Source organism: Mesorhizobium sp. CNPSo 4688 (assembly GCF_057784295.1).
The window spans coordinates 200,554-223,018 of record NZ_JBWLUY010000011.1; the positions used below are offsets into that span (position 1 = coordinate 200,554).

Sequence of the window (22,465 nt, forward strand, 5' to 3'; positions counted from 1 at the left end):
ATCACCGCCTGGCGTCATTGCGCCCGCGCTTTGGCGACGTCAGCCGGTGTGATGGCGGATTGCTTGCCGCCGAAATGCGCCAGCACATAGTTGCCGAGGGCTGCGATCTCGGTATCCGAATAGGCACTGGCGAAAGCCGGCATCGCCTGCTTGCCCAGCGGCGTCGTCATATGCGCGCCTTTCAGGATGACCTGGATGAGATTGGTGCCGTCGGGGTCGTTGACCGTGCGGCTGCCGCGCAGAGCCGCGTAAGGCGTCTGCAACCCTTCACCATTCCATCCGTGACAGCTGGCACAGGCGCCCTGGAACAACTTCAGGCCGAGCCCGCCTTGCGCCACCGAATCGGCAGACGGAGCGTAGGCGATGGAAGTCGTCAGTGTTGCCGGTGGCTGCGCTTCGACGATCGCCTTGTCGCTGCTGACTTGCGGCGGCACGGTTTTCACATAGGCGACGATCGCCTTGATGTCTTCCGGCGTCAGATGGCGCAGGCTGTAGTCGACGGCTTCGCCCATGCTGCCGGTGGCCGCACCGCGCCCTTCCGCATGGCCCTTCGACAGATAATCGAACAGTTGTTCGTCGCTCCAGCTGCCGATGCCGGTCGTCTTGTCCGAACTGATATTGTAGGCCTTCCAGCCCTGCAGTTCGGCGCCGGCGAATTTCTTGCCGTTATCGAGCCCATAGAGCAGGTTGCGCGGCGTGTGGCATTCACCGCAATGCGCCATGGCTTCGGTGAGATAGGCGCCGCGGTTCCATTCCGCGCTCTGCTTTTCGTCCTGCGGCAGCGGACCGTTGGGAACGAACAGCAGGTTCCAGAACCGCAGGACATAGCGCTGGTTGAACGGGAAGCCGAGATCGTTCTTCGGCGCCTCGGCGTGGATCGGCGGCAGGCTGAACAGATAGGCCTTGATCGCCAGTGCATCTTCCGTGGTCATCTGTGCATAGGCCGCATAGGAAAAGGCCGGATAGAGATTGCGGCCTTGCTTGTCGATGCCTTGATGCAGGGCGCGTGCGAACTCTGCGTCGCTCCAGTCGCCGATGCCGGTTTCCTTGTCGGCGGTGATGTTGGGGGAATAGACGGTGCCGAACGGCAGCTTGAAGGCAAGGCCGCCGGCATAGGGTTGACCGCCTGATGTCGTGTGGCAGGCGACGCAATCGGCCGCCCGCGTCAGATATTCGCCGCGATCGATCAGTGCCTGGCCGGTCGGCAGCTTTGCCGCCGCCACCGAGACATCCGGCAGCGGCGCCGGCTTGAACAGGAAGAACGCAACGGCAACGGCGGCGACGACCACGACAGCGAGGATGGTCCGGACCAATCTTTTCATGGCTCGGCCCTCACAGCGTTTCGGCTTTGGTTTCGACGCCGGTCTCCGGGCGCCCCTTGCTGTTCACCAACGCCGCCAGCAAGGGCGCTGCCAGCGGCGGCATCATCGATACACTGGTCTTGTCGGCGCCGTCGCTCTTCAACTGGTTGCGGTCGATGGGCAGGCTGCGCAGGCGTTTTCCCGTTGCGGCGAAAATCGCGTTGGCAAGGGCAGGGCCGGCCGAAACCGTTGCCGTCTCACCGATGCCGCCAGGCGATTCCAGGCTCTTGACGTGATAGACCTCGATCTTCGGCGCCTCGTTGATGCGCAGGATGCGGTAGTCGTGAAAATTGCTCTGGTCGACGCGGCCATTGCTGAAGGTGATGCCGCTGTAGAGCGCCGCCGACAGGCCGAAGATCAATCCGCCTTCGATCTGTGCCTCGACCGTGTTGGGATTGATGGCGATGCCGCAATCGACGGCGACTACCGCCCGCTGCAGCGTGATCTCGCCGGCCGGTGAAACCGAGATTTCCAGCACCGCAGCCATGAAGCTGCCGAAGGCGTCGTGCAGGGAAATGCCGCGGCCGCTACCCGCCGGAAGCGACGAGCCCCAGCCGGATTTCTCGGCCGCAAGCTCGAGCACGCCCGCGGCCCGCGGCTGGTTCTTCGTCAGTGCCCGGCGATACTCCACCGGGTCCTTGCCCGCCGCATGGGCGAGTTCGTCCATAAAACTCTCGACCACGAAGACATTGTGCGTCGGTCCGACACCGCGCCACCAGGTGATAGGCATCGGCGGGTCCTCGCGCACCCAGTCGACCTGGATGACGGGTAGGTCGTAAGGCGGTTTGGCGGCGCCGTCGACGGCGTCGTCGTCAAGCTTGTCCTGCGGCCAGCCGCCCGGAATGTAGTTACCGAGCACCGAGCCGCCGGCGACATGGTCGATCCACACCGTTGGCAGGCCGTCGGCACCGAGACCGGCCGAGAGACGATCGAAATAGGTCGGCCGGTAAAGATCGTGCTGAATGTCTTCCTCACGCGTCCAGATGACCTTGACCGGGTAGCTCACCTGTTTGGCGATCGCCACCGCCTGGCCGACATATTCAGCGACAAGCCGGCGGCCGAAACCGCCGCCGATCAGATGATTGTGCACGATGACCTTGTCGAGCGGAAAGCCCGTGACCTTGGCGGCCCAACCCTGCGCCTGGGTGGGCACCTGGGTGCCGAGCCAGATCTCGCATTCGTCGGCGCGCACATGCACGACGCAGTTGATCGGCTCCATCGGCGCATGCGCCAGGAACGGCAATTCATAGCTCGCCTCGACCGTCTTGACGGCGGCTTTCTGTGCGCCGGCGACGTCGCCTTCCTGGCGCGCTATGATCGGGGTCTTGTTTTTGGACGCTGCTTTCAAGGTGTTCATGATGTCGGCGCTTGAAAGCTTGGCGTTGGCGCCTTCGTTCCAGGTGATGGTGAGGGCCTCAAGGCCTTTCTTGGCCGCCCAGAAATGATCGCCGATCACGGCGACCGCATTGTCCAGTCTGACGATGTCGCGCACGCCGGGAATGGCGCGGGCCGCGGTCTCGTCGACATCGCCGAGCTTGCCGCCGATGACCGGACAGGCGGCGACCGTCGCCACCTTCATGTCGGGCACGCGCACATCGATGCCGTAGACCACAGCCCCATTGACCTTGCCTGCCGTGTCGACCCGGCGCAGCGACTTGCCGATCAGCTGAAAATCCTTGGGGTCCTTGAGCTTGACATCGCTCGGCACCGGCTGCTTGCCCGCTGCGTCGGCGAGCGCGCCATAGGCCAGCTGCCGGCCTGTCGGCTGATGCGTGACCACGCCAAGCTTGGCGCTGCATTCCGAAACCGGAACCGACCATTGTGCGGCTGCTGCCGAAACCAGCATCGTGCGGGCTGCAGCACCTGCCTTACGCAGCGGTTCCCAGGTTGCCCGCATCGAGGTTGAGCCCCCCGTTGCCTGGCCGCCCAGCAGCGCAGTCGTATAAAGCTTCTCGTTGGGCGGCGCGTCGACGACCTTGACCTGGTCGAGGCCGACTTCCAGTTCCTCGGCGATCAGCGTGGCTTCGCCGGTATGGGTGCCTTGTCCCATCTCGATGTTGGGCAGGATGAAGGTGATCTTGCCGTCGCTGTCGACGCGGATAAAAGCGTCGGGTGAAAAGGCGGCGGTGACGTCGCCTTCGACGGGCTCAGCCGCGGCAAAACTGGGCCTGATGCCGGCGCCCAGCATCGTGAAGCCGAGCACAAGTCCGCTGCCTTGCAGGAAGGCGCGGCGCGAGGTGACTTTTTGCGGGGAGGAGGACGGCTTGCTCATGGCTGGCTATCTCCCTCAGGCCTTCGCGGCCTGTTTTATGGCCGCTCGTATTCGCGTGTAGGTGCCGCACCGGCAGATATTGCCGGACATCGCCGCGTCGATATCGCTGTCGCTGGGGTCGGGATTGCGCTCCAGCAGCGCCGAGGCCGACATGATCTGGCCGGACTGGCAATAGCCGCACTGGATGACTTCGAGGTCGAGCCAGGCCTGTTGCACTTTCTTGCCCGATTGCGTCGCGCCAATCGCTTCGACGGTGGTGACATGGCGCGCGCCGACCGAGGCGACCGGCAGCACGCAGGAGCGCACCGGTTGCCCGTCAAGCTGCACCGTGCAGGCGCCGCACTGGGCGATGCCGCAACCGAACTTCGTGCCGGTCAGGCCGATGACATCGCGCAGCACCCACAGCAATGGCATATCGTCCGGCACGTCGACACTGCGATCCTCGCCGTTTACATTGAGCGCAATCATGGGTCACTCCTCGGTTGTCCGCATCCCCGTGGACAATGCAATAGGCACCCGTTTGCCGGTCGTGTCTAATCACATGCATGTTGTTTCGGCCCATAGAGGCGTTGCCGCGCACCGCCTCCGGCAAGATCCAGAAACACATTTTGCGTGGCTGGCCGGGTTGAGGTAGCGAGTGCATCGTTGGTGCGAAACCGCTTAGGGACCCTGCTACTCGATCAGCAGCAACCCGCGCTTCTTGTCGCCATCGCTGTCGATGGTGTCCATGGCCGAGAACAGGCGTTCACGCTCGATCAGCCAAGGCTTGTAGCGCTCGTTGACGTCGAGGACGAAAACCAAGTCCTCGGCCTCCAGATAGCCGCCGATCGGTGAAAAATGACCACTGCCGGCGCCGAAAATCGTCTCGCGGGTGAAGTTGATGATGTAGCGGCGGCCGGGGTCGTTGGCGTGCTTCATGTGCTCGCGGAACTCGTCGGCGCTCAGATTCCGGAGCACGGAGACTTTGCGCCCGGTTTTCGCCTGAGCGACGTCGGCAAGCTCGTCCAGCGTCAGACCGACGATGCAAAAGCCGGTCCAGCATTTTCCGGTTCCCGCGAGCACTTCGGCTTCGGTCGTCTCCTCTTCGCCGATCGAGCGGAATGTGTTTGCAACACTTGCCGGACCGCAGCGTGACGCGTTCGATTGCCAGTCAAGGTTGGCATTGAAGGTAGCAGCCACGGGCAACTTCCAGGCGCTGTCGATCAATGCCGGGGTACGAACAACCGACGACTGGATGGCGTCCGGCGAGACTGGGGACGGACCGACAATCAAAAATGCGGCACCGCAGAGCAGGCTAGCGCCGGCAATCACAGCCAAAATGAAACTGCGCTTCATTGCTGAACCTCGAAGCAGACGATTTTGTTCGTCGGTCGATGTTGCGATGTCGGCCCCGAGACTACCATATACCGGCATTGCGTGGCAGGGCGCGCCGACAGGGCGTCTGCGCCTTGCATTTTGCCCGGCCCCGAAAGGATAGTTGAAATGGCAGAACTCAAGGTCAGGACCCGAGAGACCGGCGCGCTGGCCGTCATGCCGCCGGGCGGCTTGCCGGTCGTGACAACACCGACCGGCGGCAGCGTCGATGTGGTGACCGGGGTCAACGCTCCGGGCTTCAATCCGCTCGACCTGCTCTATACCTCCGTCGCCGCCTGCATGGTGCTGAGCGCCCGCATTGCCGCCACGCGCCTCGGCGTCGCCGCCGAGCTTGGCGAGATCCGCGCCGATGTGAGGGGCGAGAAGGCAGAAGGCGATGTCTCCCGCGTCGGCCGGTTCATGATCGTGCTCGACGTCCAGGGCGATCTCGACGAAGCGACGAAAAGGCGGATTGTCGAGGACGCCGAAACGATCTGCACGGTGAGCAACACACTGCGCACGCCGCCCGAGCTTCACACCACGCTCGCCGGGTAACTAGGACCATCCCATGGCACGCATTTCCCCTGTTGATTACGACACGGCTTCGCCCGAAATCCGCGCCGAGCATGACAGGGAACTCAGCCTGCGCGGCCGAATGACCAACATGAAGCGCATCCTGCTGCATTCGCCGGTGGCGCATCGCATCTATGCCGAATGGTTCACCTTGCGGGACCTGCTGCGGCCCGCGCTCGACGACCGCGCCATCTGGCTCTTGTCGCTGGCGATCTCGCAAGTCTGCCGTGCGGAGATTCCGGTCACCTTCTTCCGACGCGCGCTGATCGATAGCGGCCTCGAGCCGGAGGCAATTGTTCCCACTTCCGACGAGGCATTGCTGATCGATTTTGGCAACGCGGTCGCCGCCAACGCCAATGCGGTTCCCGATGATATCTGGGCAGCATTGAAGACCCGCTACGACGACACGCTGCTGGTCAACCTCGTCGCCTTCGCCGGCATCATGGTGGCGACCTGCGTGTTCACCAACGCGGTGAGGGTAGATCTCGACCCGGAGTTGGAGGGGTATCGCAAGCGGTGAAGCGCGCTCTTCCCTTCCCCCCCTTGTGGGGGAAGGTGGCCGAGCGAAGCTCGGTCGGATGAGGGGTGTTCCAGGGAACGCCAACGCCTCACTCCGCTGGAACACCCCTCATCCGTCTCGGCGCTATCGCGCCGATCCACCTTCTCCCACAGGGGGAGAAGGGAAGAGCGCGCTTCACCTCCGCATGAATCGGGTGGTTAGCGTCTCTCCTTCGCCCCACTTTGCCCACAAGCAAAGGAGGCATCCATGACCGTCCATTCCCTAACCACCCAACGTGCAGCCCATTCGGCCAAAGCGCGTGTCGCCGCGCAGGACTGGGGCGCTCTTGTCTCGGAGCTGAACAGCTACGGCTCAGCTGTCATGCCGGCGCTGCTCTCACCCGAGGAATGCGCCGAAATCGCCGCGCTCTATCCGCATGAGGAACATTTTCGTAGCCATGTGGTGATGGCCCGTCACGGCTTCGGCAAGGGCGAGTACCGCTATTTTCGCTACCCGTTGCCGGATCTCATCGGCGGCCTGCGCACCGCGCTCTACCCCAGGCTGGCCGGCGTCGCCAACGACTGGAACGAGCGCATGGGCGCAGCACAGCGTTATCCCGCCGATCACGCCGCCTTCCTCCAGCTTTGCCACGAAAACGGCCAAACGCGACCGACGCCGCTGCTCCTCCAATATGGTCCCGGCGACTTTAACTGCCTGCATCAGGATCTCTATGGCGATCTCGCCTTTCCCCTGCAGGTGGCGATCCTGCTGTCGCAGCCGGGTGAGGATTTCACCGGCGGCGAATTCGTGCTGACCGAGCAGCGCCCACGCATGCAGAGCCGCGCCGAGGTGGTGCCGCTGACCCAGGGCGACGCGGTGATTTTTGCTGTCCACAACCGCCCGGTGCAGGGAACGAAAGGGCATTACCGGGTCAACCTGAGGCACGGTGTCAGTCGCTTGCGTTCGGGACAGCGGCATACTGTGGGGATTATCTTCCACGACGCGAAGTAAAGGTGCGGCGCTGAAGCTGCCAATCTCCCCCCAAGTGGGGGAGATCGGCTGTCACCGTCGCCATCGCCAATTTTCACTGTCGACGCTGCGGCGTTTGCGCTCTTCCCTCGTCGCCTTCATTCGGGTAAGCGCTCGGGCAATCCCGCACATCCCCTTTTACCTTCCCGGACCGCCCCATGATCCGTCTTGAAAGCATCGGCAAGCAGAACGGCCGCCAGATCGTCTTCATCGAGGCCTCGGCTGCCTTGCAGAAGGGCGAGAAGGTCGGCCTTGTCGGGCCGAACGGCGCCGGCAAGACGACTTTGTTCCGCATGATCACCGGACAGGAGCAGCCCGACGAGGGCCAGGTGCAGGTCGATCGCGGCGTCACCATCGGCTATTTCAGCCAGGATGTCGGCGACATGGAGGGCCACAGTGCTGTGGCCGAAGTGATGAACGGCGCCGGGCCGGTCAGCGACGTGGCGGCCGAAATGGCCGAACTCGAGGCGGCCATGGCCGATCCTGACCAGGCCGACCGGATGGACGAGATCATCGAACAATATGGCGAGGCGCAGCATCGCTTCGAGGAGCTCGACGGCTATGCGCTCGACGGCCGCGCTCGCGAGGTTCTCGACGGCCTCGGCTTTTCGCAGGAGATGATGGACGGCGATGTCGGAAAACTGTCCGGCGGCTGGAAGATGCGCGTGGCGCTCGCGCGCATCCTTCTGATGCGGCCCGACGTGATGCTGCTCGACGAGCCGTCGAACCATCTCGATCTCGAAAGCCTGATCTGGCTGGAGCAGTTTTTGAAGGGCTATGACGGTGCGCTGCTGATGACCTCGCACGATCGCGAGTTCATGAACCGCATCGTCAACAAGGTGGTCGAGATCGACGCCGGTTCGCTCACCGCCTATTCCGGCAATTACGAATTCTACCAGCAGCAGCGGGCGATCGCCGACAAGCAGCAGCAGGCGCAGTTCGAGCGTCAGCAGGCGATGCTGGCCAAGGAGATCGCCTTCATCGAGCGCTTCAAGGCGCGGGCGTCCCATGCCGCCCAGGTGCAGAGCCGGGTGAAGAAGCTCGACAAGATCGACCGCGTCGAGCCGCCCAAACGCCGCCAGATCGTCAATTTCGACTTCCAGCCGGCGCCGCGCTGCGGCGAGGACGTGGTCACGTTGAAAAACGTCCACAAGGGCTATGGCAGCCGCTCCATCTATGAGGGGCTCGACTTCCAGGTCCGCCGCCGCGAGCGCTGGTGCATCATGGGCGTCAACGGCGCCGGCAAGTCGACGCTGCTGAAGCTGGTCGCCGGCGCCTCCGACCCCGATGCCGGCACGGTGGCGCGTGGGCCGAGCGTGAAAATGGGCTATTTCGCCCAGCACGCCATGGAGGTGCTGGAGGGTGAGCGCACCGTGTTCCAGACGCTGGAGGACGCGTTTCCGCAGGCCGGCCAGGCGCCTCTCAGGGCACTCGCCGGCTGTTTCGGTTTTTCCGGCGACGAGATCGAGAAGAAATGCCGCGTGCTGTCGGGCGGCGAGAAGGCGCGGCTGGTGATGGCGCTGATGCTGTTCGACCCGCCCAATCTTCTGGTGCTGGACGAGCCGACCAACCACCTAGACATCGCCACCAAGGAAATGCTGATCACGGCGCTGTCGCAGTACGAAGGCACCATGCTGTTCGTCTCGCACGACCGCCATTTCCTGGCCGCACTCTCCAACCGCGTGCTGGAACTGACGCCGGAAGGCATCCACACCTATGGCGGCGGCTATACCGAATATGTCGAGCGGACCGGGCAGGAAGCGCCGGGGTTGCGGGGGTAACCCCGCCCGGCAGACGGAAGCCTCGGCTCTCGTCCAAAGCGACGACCGCACCGCCTAGGGTTGCTCCTCACACGCGGCAAGTGCTTTGGCGACGCCGGCTACGAGATGTTCCACATCACTTGCATGTTCGTACGCAATCCCGGTTTGCGCAAACTGCATCGGCGAAAAGTCAGGTGCTATCCGCTTGACCTCTGCCATAATGCGCTGAGCTTCCTTCAGTTCGCCGAGTTGCGCGTGACACCCCGCCAGCCTTGTCAGTCGCCAGGGCGACTTCGAGGGGACCTTGGACATGCTGACAAGCGCGGCCTTGTAGTCTCCAGCCGAGTACAGCGCGATGGCGCGATCATAGTGGTACCAATCAGGATGGATCGGGTTGATCCGTATCGCACTGTCAATCGTCGCGAGTGCTTCAAGAGGCCTGCCTCTCATCGACAGCAAGAACCCCATTTGCGCAATCGTATCGGCGTCATAGGGATTGAGGTCGAGCGCGCGCTGAAGGTGATGTTCGGCCGCGTCGAACTGGCGGGCAGAGATCAAGGCCTGGGCGAGCACGCGATGGCAACGCGGCTCTTCCGGTGCCAGGGTCACCGCGCACTCCGCGCGCTCGATCAGTGAACCAAGCAATTCCGGGGACGCCTCGGCATAGCCACCGATAATGAGATCGGCGAGTGCGATGTAGGAATGCGCCAAGGCATAGGTAGGGTCCTTTTCGACCGCAGCCTGGAAAAGATCGCGCGCCGCCTTGTTGTCATCATCACCATAACCGCGCAGCCGGGCCAGTCCACGCAGGAGAAGCTCATATGCGGCCAGGCTGTCGGGAGGCTTCGGGGTTGCCTGCTTGACACCTGCGTCGTCGAGCCGAGCGACCAGCCGGTTCACCACACGGCGGGCGATTTCTTCCTGCATGTCGAAGATCTGGCCGCCGGAAGCAGAAAAAGTATCACTCCAGAGGACCCCACCCGTCGAAGCAGCAATGAGACTGACGGTGACCCGCATGCCGTCTGCGCGAGTCGTCGCCCTGCCGCGGACCAGATAGGTTGCGCCAAGGCTGTCGCCAACGGCACGCCAATCGGAAGCGGAATCCGAGACAAATGCAAATCCGGAATTGCGTGCCAGCACGACGACCCTTCCGAAGCGAGCCAGCGCATTGACAATGTCCTCGGCGAAACCGTCGATCAAAGGGGTGTCTTCCGGCGCACCCTCATTGCTGAAACGCAATACCGCGACGCTCGGCTGTCCGGAGCGCTCTTGCTTTGGCGCCTCGAGAAGAGAGAGCACGTAGCCGCGTTTGGCGATCGTACGGATGATGGTTTGGCTTTCGTCCTGCAGCGCCTTTCGCAACTCCCTGACCGCTTGCGTCAGCGAGTCCTCGGTCACGAAGACATCAGGCCACACCGCCGACATCAGTTCCGATTTGGTCGCGACGCGTCCAACATTCCTGCTCAGATAGGTCAACAGATCAAACGCCTTGGAGCGCAGGGCAACAGGTTTTCCGTCGCGGAGAAGCTGCCCGCGCGCAAGATCAAGCTCGCAACTGCCAAGTCCCAGTACGTGCCCTGCGTTTCCTTGCGACATTGAATGCCGATCTGACCAACGTGACCAAACGCCGCCCTATTGGGGTCTTGATCGGCTTGGACGTCAAGGGATCAGGAGAATTTGACCCGCCTTCACTTTGGCTGGAAGTCATGCGCCTCTCCATGGTCATGATTTCCAGCATCTCGAACATTGTTCCAGGCATGGGCGCACAAGGCGACGCAGCCATGACGGTGGATGCATACTCCAGGAGTTCCTGCCGGGCGGCTTGGCGCGTGTTCTCATTCGGTGACATGTTCGACCTCATCCGGTTCGTTCGTCCATGAGAACAGTGAGGCCTAAGAACGGGCGCGTACCGGCAGATTTCTGAAATTCTGCTGAATCTTTCTGTCGATCCACATGTCGAGCGGACCGGCAGGAAGCGCCGTGGTTACGGAGCTGGCGCTTTCCTTGGGACGTCAGCTCGCCGCCAGCCATTTGCGTGACTGGGCGAACGCCTTGAAGGCTTTTGCGCCCATCGGGTAGCCGAACAGGAAGCCTTGCAGGATATCGCAGCCAAGCTCTTTTAGTATCTGCGCGTGCTCCATCGTCTCGACGCCCTCGGCGATCACTTCGATACCGAGCGACTTGCCGATGTCGATGATAGACGACACCAGCTGCCGCTGCGCGGTTGAGCTGGTGATGGGTGTGACCAACTGGCGATCGATCTTGAGGCGACGCGGCCGCAACTTCAGGAGTGAGACGATCGAGGCATGTCCGGTGCCGAAATCGTCGATCTCGATGTCGATACCGAGCCCCTTTATGTGCTCGATGTTCCAGGTGACCAGTTCATCGTTTTCGTCGAGGAAAATGGACTCCACCAGCTCGAACGACACGGTCCCTTTCTTGATGGCAAGCTTGCGCAAACCCTTGATCAGGTCCTTGTCCTCCAGGCGTCTGGCGGAGACGTTGACCGACACGCGCGGGATGTTCAGGTGGCTACGCGACCAGCGCTCGAAATCATCAAGCGCCTGCGTCAAGACAGTGCGGTCGATAAGCGCCACGACATTGAGTTCTTCAGCCACCTTGATGTAGGCGTCGGGGGTCAGCATGCCGCGTTGCGGATGGTCCCAACGCGACAGCGCCTCGACGCCGACGATCTCCAGCGTCCTGGCGTCGAACTGCGGCTGGTAGTAGACGACGAATTCGTTCCGCTCGAGTCCGCCCAGAATCTCGTCGGCGGTTTGCTTGGTCCGAACGATCTCGCTCTGCAGCTCTTCGTTGAAAAACTCGTAGCGGTTGCGGCCACGGCCTTTCGCCCGGTACAGGGCGAGATCGGTATTGACGAGCAGTTGCTTGGCGTCGACGCCGCTGTTGGCTGCAATGCCGATGCTTACGCCGAACCGGCACTGGTGACCCAGATAGTCGACCGGCTGGCGCATGGCGTCGATGATGTGGTCGGCAAGCGCGGCGAGCTCCTTGTCGTCGCGTCCATGGCTCAGCACGACAAACTCGTCGCCGCCTATGCGCGCAACGAAATCGGCACCGCCGACGCTGGCCTGGATGACTTTCGAGGCATGCACCAGCAATGCATCGCCGGCTGCGTGGCCGAGCGTGTCGTTGATCTGCTTGAAGCGGTCAAGGTCGAGATGCAGCAATGCTGCGCGGCCCTCGGCTTCGTGGTTTTCGGCAAGCATCTCATCCAGATACCGACGGTTGGGCAGGCCGGTCAGCGAATCGTGCAGCGCGACATGCTCGATGCGGGCCTTGGCCATATTGAGTTCGGCATTCTTCGTTTCTGAAAGGCGACGTTCGCGCACGAGATTCTCGTTGAGCAGCACATCCCAGGTCACATCCCATTCGGCGCCGATCATTTTTGATCCGCCGTTGATGTCCTGGAAGAAACTGGCGCGTGTGCGGACATGGCGAATGGTGCCGTCCGGGCGCAAAAGCCGATACTGCGAAGAGTAGGGGCCTTTTGTCGCCGCAGCCGAATCGAAATCCGCTTTCGCCCGCTCGAAATCTTCAGGGTGAATTGCCCGCGCCCAGTCGTCATAGCCGCGGGTCTTTCCGTCGGCGGGCTTGCCATAGATTTCGTTGATGCGGTCGTCCCATACGAGCTCGTTGCTGACGAGGTCGTGCTCCCACACGCCTATCCCCGAGGCCTCCAATGCCAGTTCCAGACGCCTGGACAGGCGCCTCAACTCGGCGTCATTTTTCTGTCGTTCACCGAAAAGACGTCCGGCCACGAGGATCGGCAGCACCACCAGCGCGCCGGCGAGCGCCATGAGCGTCCACAGCAGCCACTCATTTTTCGGAGCGGTCGACCAGCCGCCCCTCGGTATGGCCGAAATCTGCCAGGAGCCTGAAGGCAGTTGCACCTCCGCCGTCACCGGATTGCCGGCCACGACATTGTCGCCGCCGAAGAACAGTTCGCCGCCGCCCCCCAGCGCATCCTTGCCGATGAGCGCCACATCGATATCCAGGTCAGGGTCGGTCAGTCCGCTCGCGCTGTAGAGCCGATCGATATCGATCACGGCCGAGACAATCCCCCAAAAACGGTCGCCGCCACCCGCCGTCGGCACGAAGACCGGGATACGGCCGATGAATCCACGCCCGCCTTGCGCCAGTTTGACCGGCCCGGCGAGCACCAGTGCGCGCTGGTCACGGGCCCGAAGCGCAGCCATGCGTTGCGCCTCGGTCTTGCGGTAGTCCAGCCCGATGGCTTTTTCATTGCCTTCCAGCGGATATATCAGCGCGATGACGAGGTCGGGCGCGCCGGCAACGTCGCGCAACTGCGATTTTTGCTCGAACAGATTGCGGGCGAGCGCCGCAAATCTCTGCTGGCCCATATAGGGCTCGGTAACGATCGTCGAAACGAGACCCTGAACCAGCTGGAGGTTGCCGGCAATGTTGCCTTCGAGCTTGGCACGTATGATGTTGACCTTGGCAAGGACGTCAGCGCGCGCCAGCTGATCGGAAACCTCTCTGTTCCTCTGGTCGGCAACCAGGGCACAGACGAGAAGCACAACAAAGGCAATCGCCGCCGGCAAGTTGGCGGAAGAAAAAATGGCCCGTTTCAACCGGCCGGGATTAAACTTCGCTCCTGCCAATTCGATCCGAATACCTTTCCAGGACAGTAGTCCGTCGATCGACCATAGTAGCTAAAGTTTAAATTTGAACTTCAAGGCGATCCTGAGAATAAACGTTGAGATCTTGGTTGTCAGCATAGAGGGCGAAAGCTGAGTGCTTGCGACGAAGAACGAAGGTCCAGAGCGGTTCCCTGAACAATGAATTGCGCAAAGCGGCATCGGGCGGCCGCTCGGAACCTTCGCATCCGAAATCGGGAAAAGCCGACTGATCTCGCCGCGAGGCTCTTCCGCGAGCCTTACTCTCCCGCCATCTGATCGGCCAGCGCCTGCGCCTGGGTGAGAAGCGCCGGGAAAGCCGGGTCTGCCGGCAGATGCTGGCCCATGCAGGCGCGATAGTCGCTGTCGCCCTTGTCCCAGGCGGCGTTGGAGGAATCGAACGCTTTTTCGTCCTTGAGGTCCGAAGCCTGGTAGGCCTCCTGGAATTTCTGCGCGGCGGCATCCGCAGCAGCCCAGACGGCGTCGCAGGCGGCGATCTTCGGAACGGCAGGGGCCGCCGGCGCTGCTGTGATCATGACGCTCTTGCCTTTGACGAGCGTAACGACGACTTCCTGCTCGTAGATCGGTCCGACGTCCTGCGTCCAGCCGCCGAGCCGTGCGAAGGCAATGTCGGCGCCTTGAGGCGTCTTCAGCGGAAAGTCCAGCGTCCCTTCAAAGGCGGCGTCGCTGTTGATCGCCTGGGTATAGAAAGCATCGAGCTTCAGCGCCGCATCGATACTGTCAGGCAGTGTGAAACTCTCGTCGGTCTCGGCGGCTTTGGCCTGCAGCCAGCGCTCCAGCAGCCCTCGCGTCGTTGCCACCAGGGTGGGGCCATCGTCGCCTTTGGTGTATCGCAGCCCATCGAGCATGCCGTAGCCGATGTCGGAGTCGCTGAGGCTTTCGATATTGATCGTGCCGGTTGCCGGAAAATCCTTGACCGCCAAGGGGCCGATGATGCCGGAAAGACGCTGTTGCAGGTCGGCCAGCGCCTTCTCGTTCTGGGCGTCGATGGTTTCGATCGCCGTGTTCGCGTCGTTCAGCGCCGCGATGGCCGCAATCGCCTTGTCGCGCGCGGCGAACCTCCGGCGAGGCCGCGAAAGCCACGCTGCTGACGAGCGCGAACAGAAACGTCCACATCAACCGCATGACGCAGTCCCCTCATTGATCATCGACAGGCCTGAGAGCCTCCGGGGACTTCGCGGCTATTGCGTGGCGGAAATCAACGAGAAGCGGTTTGGAAGAAGATCGAAGGCTTCAGCCTGCCTGGCGCTTCTCCACTTCCGCCTTCCTCAGCAAAAACCGCTGGATCTTGCCGCTTGGGGTCTTTGGCAGTTCGGTGACGAACTCGACCTCGCGCGGATAGGAATGCGCCGAAAGCCGTTTCTTGACGTGTTGGGCAAGCTCTTCGGCGAGGTCCGGATTGCCCTTGTAGGCCGGCGCCAGCACCACGAAGGCCTTGACGATCTCGGTGCGCTGCGGATCGGGTACGCCGACGACGGCCGCTTCGTTGACCGCCGGATGCTCGATCAGCGCGCTTTCGACGTCGAAGGGGCCGATGCGGTAGCCGGCCGAGGTGATGACGTCGTCGGCCCGGCCGATGAAGGACACCGAGCCGTCCGGCTCGTACTCCACCGTGTCGCCGGTGCGGTAGTAGCCGCCTGATATCGCCGGCGTCTCGGCCTGATGATAACCCTCGAACCAGCGCAGCGGCGATCTGCCTATGTCGACGGCAAGGATACCGGGCTGGTTGGGACCGAGCTCGTTACCTGCCTCGTCCAGCACCACCATGCGGTAGCCGGGCATGGCGAAGCCGGCCGAACCCGTGCGCACGACATGCGAGAGCCCATGATGGTTGTTGACCATCATGCCGTTTTCGGTCTGGCCGTAATGGTCATGGATGGGGGCGGCGAGATTGGCGTCGAACCAGCAGATCACTTCCGGATTGAGCGGTTCGCCGGCGCTGCTGACCACGCGCAGTTTGCCTTTTACACGAGCGGCAGCTTCCGCGCCTTCTGCCATCAGCAAGCGATAGGCGGTGGGCGAGCCGGCAAGGCTGGTGACGCCGAGCCGCTCAATGATGTCGTAGGTGCTTTTGGCGTTGAAGGCGCCTTCATAGAAGGTGGTGGCGATGCCGAGCTGCAACGGACCGGTGATGGCATAATAGAGGCCGTAGGCCCAGCCGGGGTCGGCGATGTTCCAGAAGATGTCGTCGGCACGCAGCCCGATCGCATCGCGCATATAGGCGCCGAAGGCGAGCAGGGCGCGCAGCGGCACCGGCACGCCCTTGGGCAGGCCGGTCGTGCCGGAGGTCGACATCATCATGAACAGGTCGTCGCCCTTGCGCATCACCGGTTGGCAGTCGGGCGAGGCTGCGGCAAGGGCGGCTCGGAAGTCCATGTCGCCTTGAGGCAGTGCCTCGCCGGGGCCAAGAATGGTCGCGACTTGCGCCGGTGTCTCGACCTCGTCGAGCTTGCCGCGATTGGCCATATTGGTCACCACGACCTTGGCGCCGCTATAGCCGAGACGGTGCTCGATGGCCTTCGGGCCGAAGGCGGTGAACAGCGGCTGGTAGACCGCGCCAATGCGCCATGTGCCGAGAATCAGCGCCACCAGTTCGGGGACGCGCGGCAGCATGCCGGCGACGACATCGCCGGCACCGACGCCGGCAGCCTTGAGCACATTGGCGGCGCGACCCGACATGTCGGCGAGATCGTCGAAGCTGAATTCTCGCAATTCGCCGCTGGCCGAGATCGCGCGCAGCGCCAGCCGGTTTTCTCCGGTATAGCGGCCGCAGCATTCGACATAGGCGTTGATGCCGGTTGTAGGGTTGCCATGCAACCGGGCGATCTCGTCTTCGATGCGAAAGCGTTGAACGGCATCCTCATAGCGCGGCCTTTTGCTCATAGCAGTCCTCCCTGGCAGCGCCCATCTCCCCCTGGAACGCCTCGTCCTTTAGATTGCCTGAAATCGTTCAGCTGGTCGATTGAGGCGAAAGTCGGGGATCAGCCACTTTCTCGCCGTTTGCGGGAGAAATGCCCGGCAGGGCAATGAGGGGCGGCTCCTGCCTCCGAGATGGCGGGACTCTGCGGATCAAAGTGGGAGGGGGCAACAGACGGTTGACCAACTGCGCCATCCGGCCGATAGCTCCGCGCAAAATGCTGCCCCGAGACCCCCGATGACCACAGACACCAATCTCAAAGCCGCCGATGCCGACAGCGCCTGGCAGGACGACGTCCGCGCCGGCGTCCGCCACGTCCGCGATCTCGCTTCGCTGCCGCTGTCGCCGGCCGAGCGCGCGGCGGCGCAGGAAGCCGCCGTGCGGCACAAGGTGCGTGCCCCAAAAACCTATCTCGACCTGATCGACTGGAACGATCCCGGCGACCCGATCCGCGCGCAAATCATTCCGTCGCCGGATGAGCTGGTGGAAACCGAAGGCGAACTCGACGATCCAATCGCCGACCATGCCTTCAGTCCGGTGCCGCGACTGACGCACCGCCATGCCGACCGCGTGCTGTTGTTCCCGACCTACCAATGCGCGGTCTATTGCCGCTTCTGCTTCCGCAAGGAGTCCCTGACCTCGATCGGGCGTGGCTATACGCGCGAGGCTCTCGAAGAGGCTTTTGCCTATATCGAAGCCCATCCCGAAATCCGCGAGGTGATCCTGACCGGTGGCGATCCGCTGTCGCTGCCGGACAAGGCGCTGGCCGAAATCCGCGCCCGCATCGAGGCGATCGCGCATGTGCGGCTGCTGCGCATCCACACCCGTGTGCCTGTCGTGCTGCCCGCGCGGATCACGCCGGGGCTGGTTGGCGCCTTGCAGGGTCGGCTGATGGTCACAATCGTCACCCATTTCAACCACGCGCGCGAAATCACGCCGGACACCGAATTGGCTTGCCGCACCATGCGCCAGGCAGGCTTCGTGCTGCTCAACCAGAGCGTCCTGCTCAAGGGTGTCAACGACACGGTGGAAGTGCTGGAGGAACTCTGCCGCGAGCTGATGTATCGTCTGGGGGTGAAGCCCTATTACCTGCACCACGGCGACCTCGCGCGCGGCATGGCGCACAGGCGCACCTCCATTGCCGAGGGACAGGCGCTGGCCGGCGCGCTGCGCGCGCGCCTGTCGGGCATCTGTAATCCCGTCTATGTGCTGGACCTGCCGGAAGGCGGCGGCAAGGTGCCGCTCGGGCCGTGTTATATCGAGGCGCGGGAAGGGGCCAACTGGCGCATTCGCGGGCTGGACGGCGAGGTGAGGGTCTATCGCGACGTGGTGGGGTAGTAGGCACGGCGGTTCCGCCAATGACCGCTGGCGACCCGCTGTGATCATGTTGATTGACCGGCCCTGACACGTTCGTCGGCATATCGTATATTGACATAAAGATATCCTTATGTGAGGGTTGTCGCCCCAAGGATAAAAAATGTCGCAGAATTCTGCACCGCTGGATGCGTTGTTCGGCCCCGTCGCGGTAAAGCCCGACGGTTCCGAAGTGCTTGCGGCACTCACCGCGGCGGCGCGCGAGCGCATCCTCATCCTTGACGGCGCCATGGGCACGCAGATCCAGGGTCTCGGTTTCGACGAGGAGCATTTCCGCGGTGAGGCCTTCGCCGGCTGCGCCTGCCACCAGCAGGGTAACAACGACCTGCTGATCCTGACGCAGCCCGCAGCGATCGAGGAGATCCACTATCAGTACGCCATCGCCGGCGCCGACATCCTCGAGACCAACACCTTCTCCTCCACTTCGATCGCCCAGGCTGATTACGGCATGGAGGATGCCGTCTATGCGCTGAACCGCGACGGTGCGCGGCTGGTGCGGCGCGCCGCCATTCGCGCCGAGCAGGAAGACGGCAAGCGCCGCTTCGTCGCCGGCGCGCTGGGGCCGACCAACCGCACCGCCTCGATGTCGCCCGACGTCAACAATCCCGGCTATCGTGCTGTGACCTTCGACGATTTGCGGCTGGCCTATGGCGAGCAGTTGCGCGGGCTGATCGACGGCGGCGCCGACATCATCCTGATCGAGACCATCTTCGACACGCTGAACGCCAAGGCAGCGATCTTCGCCTGCAACGAGATTTTTCTCGAGAAGGGCGTGCATCTGCCGGTGATGATTTCCGGCACCATCACCGATCTCTCCGGCCGCACGCTGTCGGGCCAGACGCCGACAGCCTTCTGGCATTCCGTGCGCCATGCCAGCCCGTTCACCATCGGCCTCAACTGCGCGCTCGGCGCCAACGCCATGCGCGCGCATCTGGCTGAGATATCCGGCGTTGCCGACACCTTCGTCTGCGCCTATCCGAATGCCGGCCTGCCCAATGAATTCGGCAGGTATGACGAGAGCCCGGACTTCATGGCCGCGCAGATCGAGGATTTTGCCAGGGAAGGGCTGGTCAATGTCGTCGGCGGCTGCTGCGGCTCGACGCCGGAGCACATCCGCGCCATCGCCGAGGCGGTCAAAAAATATCCGCCGCGCGCCATTCCCGAGATCGCACGCAAGATGCGCCTGTCCGGGCTGGAGCCGTTCACGCTGACCGACGAGATTCCCTTCGTCAATGTCGGCGAGCGCACCAACGTCACCGGCTCGGCCAAGTTCAGAAAGCTGATCACGGCGGGCGACTATGTCGCCGCACTCGACGTGGCGCGCGACCAGGTCGCCAATGGCGCGCAGATCATCGACATCAACATGGACGAAGGCCTGATCGATTCGAAGAAGGCGATGGTCGAGTATCTCAATTTGATCGCCGCCGAGCCGGACATCGCCCGTGTCCCCGTCATGGTCGACTCCTCGAAATGGGAAATCATCGAGGCCGGCTTGAAATGCGTGCAGGGCAAGCCGCTGGTCAATTCCATCTCGATGAAGGAAGGCGAGGAAGCGTTCCTGCATCATGCCAGGCTGGTGCGCGCCTACGGCGCGGCGGTGGTCGTCATGGCCTTCGACGAGGCCGGCCAGGCCGACACCAAGGCGCGCAAGGTCGAGATCTGCACCCGCGCCTACAAACTCCTCACCGAACAGGCGGGCTTCCCGCCCGAGGACATCGTCTTCGACCCCAATATCTTCGCGGTCGCCACCGGCATCGAGGAGCACGACAATTACGGCGTCGACTTCATTGAGGCCACCGGCGAGATCACCGGTACGCTGCCGCATGTCCACATTTCCGGCGGCGTGTCGAACCTGTCCTTCTCGTTCCGCGGCAACGAGCCGGTGCGCGAGGCCATGCACGCGGTGTTCCTCTACCATGCCATCCAGCGCGGCATGGATATGGGCATCGTCAATGCCGGGCAGCTTGCCGTCTACGACACGATCGAGCCGGAGCTGCGCGAAGCCTGCGAGGATGTCGTACTCAACCGCGTGCCCAAGGCCGGCGGCACCGCCACCGAGCGCATGCTGGAGATCGCCGAACGCTTCAAGGGCGCTGCCGGCAAGGAGGCCAAGGAGCGCGATCTCGCTTGGCGCGAGCTGCCGGTCGAAGGGCGCATTTCGCATGCGCTGGTCAACGGCATCACTGAATTCATCGACGCCGACACCGAGGAAGCGCGGCTTGCCGCCGAGCGCCCATTGCATGTCATCGAAGGCCCGCTGATGGCCGGTATGAATGTCGTCGGCGACCTGTTTGGCGCCGGAAAAATGTTCCTGCCGCAAGTGGTGAAATCAGCGCGTGTCATGAAACAGGCGGTGGCTGGATTGCTGCCGCATATGGAGGCGGAGAACCTGACCAACGCCGCCAACGGCATCGACAATGGCGAGCGCCAGACGGCGGGCAAAATCCTGATGGCGACGGTGAAGGGCGATGTCCACGACATCGGCAAGAACATCGTCGGCGTGGTTCTGGCCTGCAACAATTACGAGATCATCGATCTCGGCGTCATGGTGCCGGCGGCGAAGATCCTGCAGACGGCGCGCGAGCAAAATGTCGACATCATCGGCCTGTCCGGCCTGATCACGCCGTCGCTGGACGAGATGGTGCACATGGCCGCCGAGATGGAGCGCGAAGGTTTTGATATCCCGCTGCTTATCGGCGGCGCGACAACCAGCCGCGTGCACACGGCGGTGAAAATCCACCCGCGCTATTCCAAGGGGCAGACGGTCTATGTCACCGACGCCAGCCGGGCGGTCGGCGTGGTCTCATCGCTGCTGTCCAACGACGGCAAGGCGGACTATGTCGAGACGGTGCGGGCCGAGTACAAGAAGGTCGCCGACGCCCATGCCCGCTCCGAGGCCGACAAGCAGCGGCTGCCGCTGGCCAGAGCGAGGGCCAATGCGCACAAGATCGACTGGTCTGCCTACCAGCCGCCGAAGCCGTCCTTCACCGGCGTGAGGGTTTTCGAGAACTGGGACCTTGCGGAACTCGCGCGCTACATCGACTGGACGCCGTTTTTCCAGACCTGGGAGCTGAAGGGCCGTTATCCCAAGATCCTCGAGGATCAAGCGCAGGGTCCGGCAGCGCGCCAGCTGTTCGAGGATGCGCAGGCGATGTTGAAGAAGATCATCGCCGAAAAGTGGTTTGCGCCGCGCGGCGTCATCGGTTTCTGGCCGGCCAATGCCGTCGGCGACGACATAAGGCTGTTCACGGATGAGGAACGCTCGCAGGAGCTGGCGACCTTCTTCACGCTGCGCCAGCAACTGACCAAGCGCGACGGCAAGGCCAATGTCGCGCTGTCGGATTTCGTCGCGCCTGCCGAGAGCGGCAAGCCCGATTATATCGGTGGCTTCATCGTCACCGCCGGCATCGAGGAGGTGGCGATCGCCGAGCGTTTCGAGCGGGCCAATGACGATTACTCCTCGATCATGGTCAAGGCGCTGGCCGACCGTTTCGCCGAAGCTTTCGCCGAGCGCATGCACGAGAAGGTGCGCACGGAATTCTGGGGCTATGCGGCCGACGAGAAACTGGCGCCAGACGAACTGATCGGCGAACCCTATCGCGGCATCCGCCCGGCGCCCGGCTATCCCGCGCAGCCCGACCATACCGAAAAGGCGACGTTATTCCGGCTGCTCGACGGCGAGCGCAATGCCGGCGTCAGCCTGACCGAGAGCTACGCGATGTGGCCGGGCTCGTCGGTCTCCGGCCTCTATCTCGCGCATCCCGAAAGCTACTATTTCGGCGTCGCCAAGGTCGAACGCGACCAGGTCGAGGATTACGCCCGCCGCAAGGCCATGCCGCTGGCCGAGGTGGAGCGCTGGCTTGGCCCGATCCTCAACTATGTGCCCGTGGATTACGCAGAGGCGGCCGAGTAGGCGCGGCCCCTGCGCGTCGGTAAAATCACTCTTGATCAAACTCGTCGAGACGCGCAAAGGACTCCGGCAAGATTGATCCGGAGAAGGTGGGATGGAAAACATTCGACCCATTGAAACCGAAGCCGAGTACGGCCGGGCGATTGCGGAGATCGCCAAATATTTTGAGAATGAGCCTGAGTTCGGCTCTGTTGAAGCTGACCGCTTCCACGTCCTCGCAACGCTGATCGCAGCCTATGAGGACAAGCACTATCCAATTCAAGCGCGCAACCGCGCCTGATCCGACCCAGCGTCTGCTCGACCGCCCCTTGATTTCTCCCCCTCCAAAAAAATCTCACCGCATCGGGGAATAAAGCGCGGCCCTTCCGGGTCTTGTTGTCAGCGAGGCAATTCCAGCCCGCGACCCAAGAAACGAAACAAGGAATTTGGACATGACCAAGCTCGCTTTCAGCGTGGCTGCGATGCTGCTTGCCTCGAGCGCTGCCTTTGCCGGCAGCGACCACTTCACCAACAAGGCCAGCCAGCCTGCCGTCGACACCAATGCCACCGCGTCAATTCCCTACACAGCGCACCAGGACGGCGTCGATGCCAAGGTGACGACGGGGCCGAACCAGGGCTCGGTGCAGGACATCATTGCCCAGCACAATCGCGACAGCATCTGGGGCCGCTGAGTGATGGGCGCCGGCGCCGGATCCGCGCCGCCGCCTCAACCGGTCAGGACGGGGAGCCAGCACT

General features: G+C 63.0%; 17 protein-coding genes. 9 read left to right on the plus strand and 8 right to left on the minus strand.

Annotated features, from left to right (window positions below):
• Positions 1–14: 14 nt before the first annotated feature.
• The 4 genes from AC04SH_RS22480 to AC04SH_RS22495 form a co-directional block, all read right to left on the minus strand.
• On the minus strand, positions 15–1,322 hold the full coding sequence (locus tag AC04SH_RS22480) for a c-type cytochrome (protein WP_488576686.1): 1,308 nt from the start codon (positions 1,320–1,322) through the stop codon (positions 15–17).
• A 10-nt stretch (positions 1,323–1,332) separates the two neighbouring features.
• Positions 1,333–3,633, minus strand: a complete 2,301-nt coding sequence (locus tag AC04SH_RS22485; protein ID WP_488576687.1) for a xanthine dehydrogenase family protein molybdopterin-binding subunit — start codon at positions 3,631–3,633, stop codon at positions 1,333–1,335.
• Positions 3,634–3,648: 15 nt separating this feature from the next.
• A complete protein-coding gene (locus AC04SH_RS22490) occupies positions 3,649–4,101 on the minus strand; it encodes a (2Fe-2S)-binding protein (RefSeq protein ID WP_488576688.1) in 453 nt (150 codons plus the stop codon).
• 204 nt (positions 4,102–4,305) lie between these two features.
• Entirely contained in the window at positions 4,306–4,968 is a 663-nt protein-coding gene (locus tag AC04SH_RS22495; protein ID WP_488576689.1) for a phytochelatin synthase family protein, read from the minus strand.
• Positions 4,969–5,115: 147 nt separating this feature from the next.
• On the opposite strand from AC04SH_RS22495, the gene AC04SH_RS22500 reads away from it, so the two are divergent.
• The 4 genes from AC04SH_RS22500 (at position 5,116) to AC04SH_RS22515 (ending at position 8,868) form a co-directional block, all read left to right on the plus strand.
• Positions 5,116–5,541: an OsmC family protein gene (locus AC04SH_RS22500; RefSeq protein ID WP_488576690.1), complete on the plus strand. Its 426-nt coding sequence runs from the start codon at positions 5,116–5,118 to the stop codon at positions 5,539–5,541.
• 13 nt (positions 5,542–5,554) lie between these two features.
• A complete protein-coding gene (locus AC04SH_RS22505) occupies positions 5,555–6,079 on the plus strand; it encodes a carboxymuconolactone decarboxylase family protein (RefSeq protein ID WP_488576691.1) in 525 nt (174 codons plus the stop codon).
• Between the two features lie 246 nt (positions 6,080–6,325).
• Positions 6,326–7,069, plus strand: coding sequence for a 2OG-Fe(II) oxygenase (locus tag AC04SH_RS22510; RefSeq protein WP_488576692.1), 744 nt, complete (start codon positions 6,326–6,328; stop codon positions 7,067–7,069).
• 176 nt (positions 7,070–7,245) lie between these two features.
• Complete coding sequence (locus AC04SH_RS22515) at positions 7,246–8,868, plus strand: ABC-F family ATP-binding cassette domain-containing protein (RefSeq protein ID WP_488576693.1); 1,623 nt, start codon at positions 7,246–7,248, stop codon at positions 8,866–8,868.
• A 54-nt stretch (positions 8,869–8,922) separates the two neighbouring features.
• On the opposite strand, the gene AC04SH_RS22520 is transcribed toward AC04SH_RS22515, so the two are convergent.
• Positions 8,923–10,443 (minus strand): winged helix-turn-helix domain-containing tetratricopeptide repeat protein, encoded by a 1,521-nt coding sequence (locus AC04SH_RS22520; RefSeq protein ID WP_488576694.1) that lies wholly within the window; start codon positions 10,441–10,443, stop codon positions 8,923–8,925.
• On the opposite strand from AC04SH_RS22520, the gene AC04SH_RS22525 reads away from it, so the two are divergent.
• Positions 10,443–10,727, plus strand: coding sequence for a hypothetical protein (locus AC04SH_RS22525; protein WP_488576695.1), 285 nt, complete (start codon positions 10,443–10,445; stop codon positions 10,725–10,727). The two genes, AC04SH_RS22520 and AC04SH_RS22525, sit on opposite strands and share 1 nt — an antisense overlap.
• A gap of 132 nt (positions 10,728–10,859) precedes the next feature.
• On the opposite strand, the gene AC04SH_RS22530 is transcribed toward AC04SH_RS22525, so the two are convergent.
• The 3 genes from AC04SH_RS22530 to AC04SH_RS22540 form a co-directional block, all read right to left on the minus strand.
• On the minus strand, positions 10,860–13,463 hold the full coding sequence (locus AC04SH_RS22530) for a bifunctional diguanylate cyclase/phosphodiesterase (RefSeq protein ID WP_488576696.1): 2,604 nt from the start codon (positions 13,461–13,463) through the stop codon (positions 10,860–10,862).
• 305 nt (positions 13,464–13,768) lie between these two features.
• The gene (locus AC04SH_RS22535) at positions 13,769–14,452 is read right to left on the minus strand and encodes a hypothetical protein (RefSeq protein WP_488576697.1); all 684 of its coding nucleotides are present in this window, start codon (positions 14,450–14,452) and stop codon (positions 13,769–13,771) included.
• 310 nt (positions 14,453–14,762) lie between these two features.
• Positions 14,763–16,412 carry an acyl-CoA synthetase gene (locus tag AC04SH_RS22540; protein WP_488576698.1) on the minus strand — a complete coding sequence of 550 codons (1,650 nt, stop codon included), beginning with the start codon at positions 16,410–16,412 and terminating at the stop codon, positions 14,763–14,765.
• 271 nt (positions 16,413–16,683) lie between these two features.
• Between AC04SH_RS22540 and AC04SH_RS22545 the strand changes: the two genes are divergently transcribed.
• The 4 genes from AC04SH_RS22545 (at position 16,684) to AC04SH_RS22560 (ending at position 22,401) form a co-directional block, all read left to right on the plus strand.
• A complete protein-coding gene (locus AC04SH_RS22545) occupies positions 16,684–17,784 on the plus strand; it encodes a KamA family radical SAM protein (RefSeq protein WP_488576699.1) in 1,101 nt (366 codons plus the stop codon).
• 139 nt (positions 17,785–17,923) lie between these two features.
• Positions 17,924–21,733: a methionine synthase gene (metH, locus tag AC04SH_RS22550; protein WP_488576700.1), complete on the plus strand. Its 3,810-nt coding sequence runs from the start codon at positions 17,924–17,926 to the stop codon at positions 21,731–21,733.
• 91 nt (positions 21,734–21,824) lie between these two features.
• Positions 21,825–22,010, plus strand: a complete 186-nt coding sequence (locus tag AC04SH_RS22555) for a transcriptional regulator (RefSeq protein ID WP_488576701.1) — start codon at positions 21,825–21,827, stop codon at positions 22,008–22,010.
• A 151-nt stretch (positions 22,011–22,161) separates the two neighbouring features.
• A complete protein-coding gene (locus tag AC04SH_RS22560; protein ID WP_488576702.1) occupies positions 22,162–22,401 on the plus strand; it encodes a DUF680 domain-containing protein in 240 nt (79 codons plus the stop codon).
• The last annotated feature ends 64 nt before the right edge of the window (positions 22,402–22,465 follow it).

Bases quoted from the DNA above. Each gene is read 5' to 3' on its own strand.
- AC04SH_RS22480 (WP_488576686.1), bottom strand. From the start codon at position 1,322: ATGAAAAGATTGGTCCGGACCATCCTCGCTGTCGTGGTCGTCGCCGCC.
- AC04SH_RS22485 (WP_488576687.1), bottom strand. From the start codon at position 3,633: ATGAGCAAGCCGTCCTCCTCCCCGCAAAAAGTCACCTCGCGCCGCGCC.
- AC04SH_RS22490 (WP_488576688.1), bottom strand. From the start codon at position 4,101: ATGATTGCGCTCAATGTAAACGGCGAGGATCGCAGTGTCGACGTGCCG.
- AC04SH_RS22495 (WP_488576689.1), bottom strand. From the start codon at position 4,968: ATGAAGCGCAGTTTCATTTTGGCTGTGATTGCCGGCGCTAGCCTGCTC.
- AC04SH_RS22500 (WP_488576690.1), top strand. From the start codon at position 5,116: ATGGCAGAACTCAAGGTCAGGACCCGAGAGACCGGCGCGCTGGCCGTC.
- AC04SH_RS22505 (WP_488576691.1), top strand. From the start codon at position 5,555: ATGGCACGCATTTCCCCTGTTGATTACGACACGGCTTCGCCCGAAATC.
- AC04SH_RS22510 (WP_488576692.1), top strand. From the start codon at position 6,326: ATGACCGTCCATTCCCTAACCACCCAACGTGCAGCCCATTCGGCCAAA.
- AC04SH_RS22515 (WP_488576693.1), top strand. From the start codon at position 7,246: ATGATCCGTCTTGAAAGCATCGGCAAGCAGAACGGCCGCCAGATCGTC.
- AC04SH_RS22520 (WP_488576694.1), bottom strand. From the start codon at position 10,443: ATGTCGCAAGGAAACGCAGGGCACGTACTGGGACTTGGCAGTTGCGAG.
- AC04SH_RS22540 (WP_488576698.1), bottom strand. From the start codon at position 16,412: ATGAGCAAAAGGCCGCGCTATGAGGATGCCGTTCAACGCTTTCGCATC.
- AC04SH_RS22545 (WP_488576699.1), top strand. From the start codon at position 16,684: ATGACCACAGACACCAATCTCAAAGCCGCCGATGCCGACAGCGCCTGG.
- metH (WP_488576700.1), top strand. From the start codon at position 17,924: ATGTCGCAGAATTCTGCACCGCTGGATGCGTTGTTCGGCCCCGTCGCG.
- AC04SH_RS22555 (WP_488576701.1), top strand. From the start codon at position 21,825: ATGGAAAACATTCGACCCATTGAAACCGAAGCCGAGTACGGCCGGGCG.
- AC04SH_RS22560 (WP_488576702.1), top strand. From the start codon at position 22,162: ATGACCAAGCTCGCTTTCAGCGTGGCTGCGATGCTGCTTGCCTCGAGC.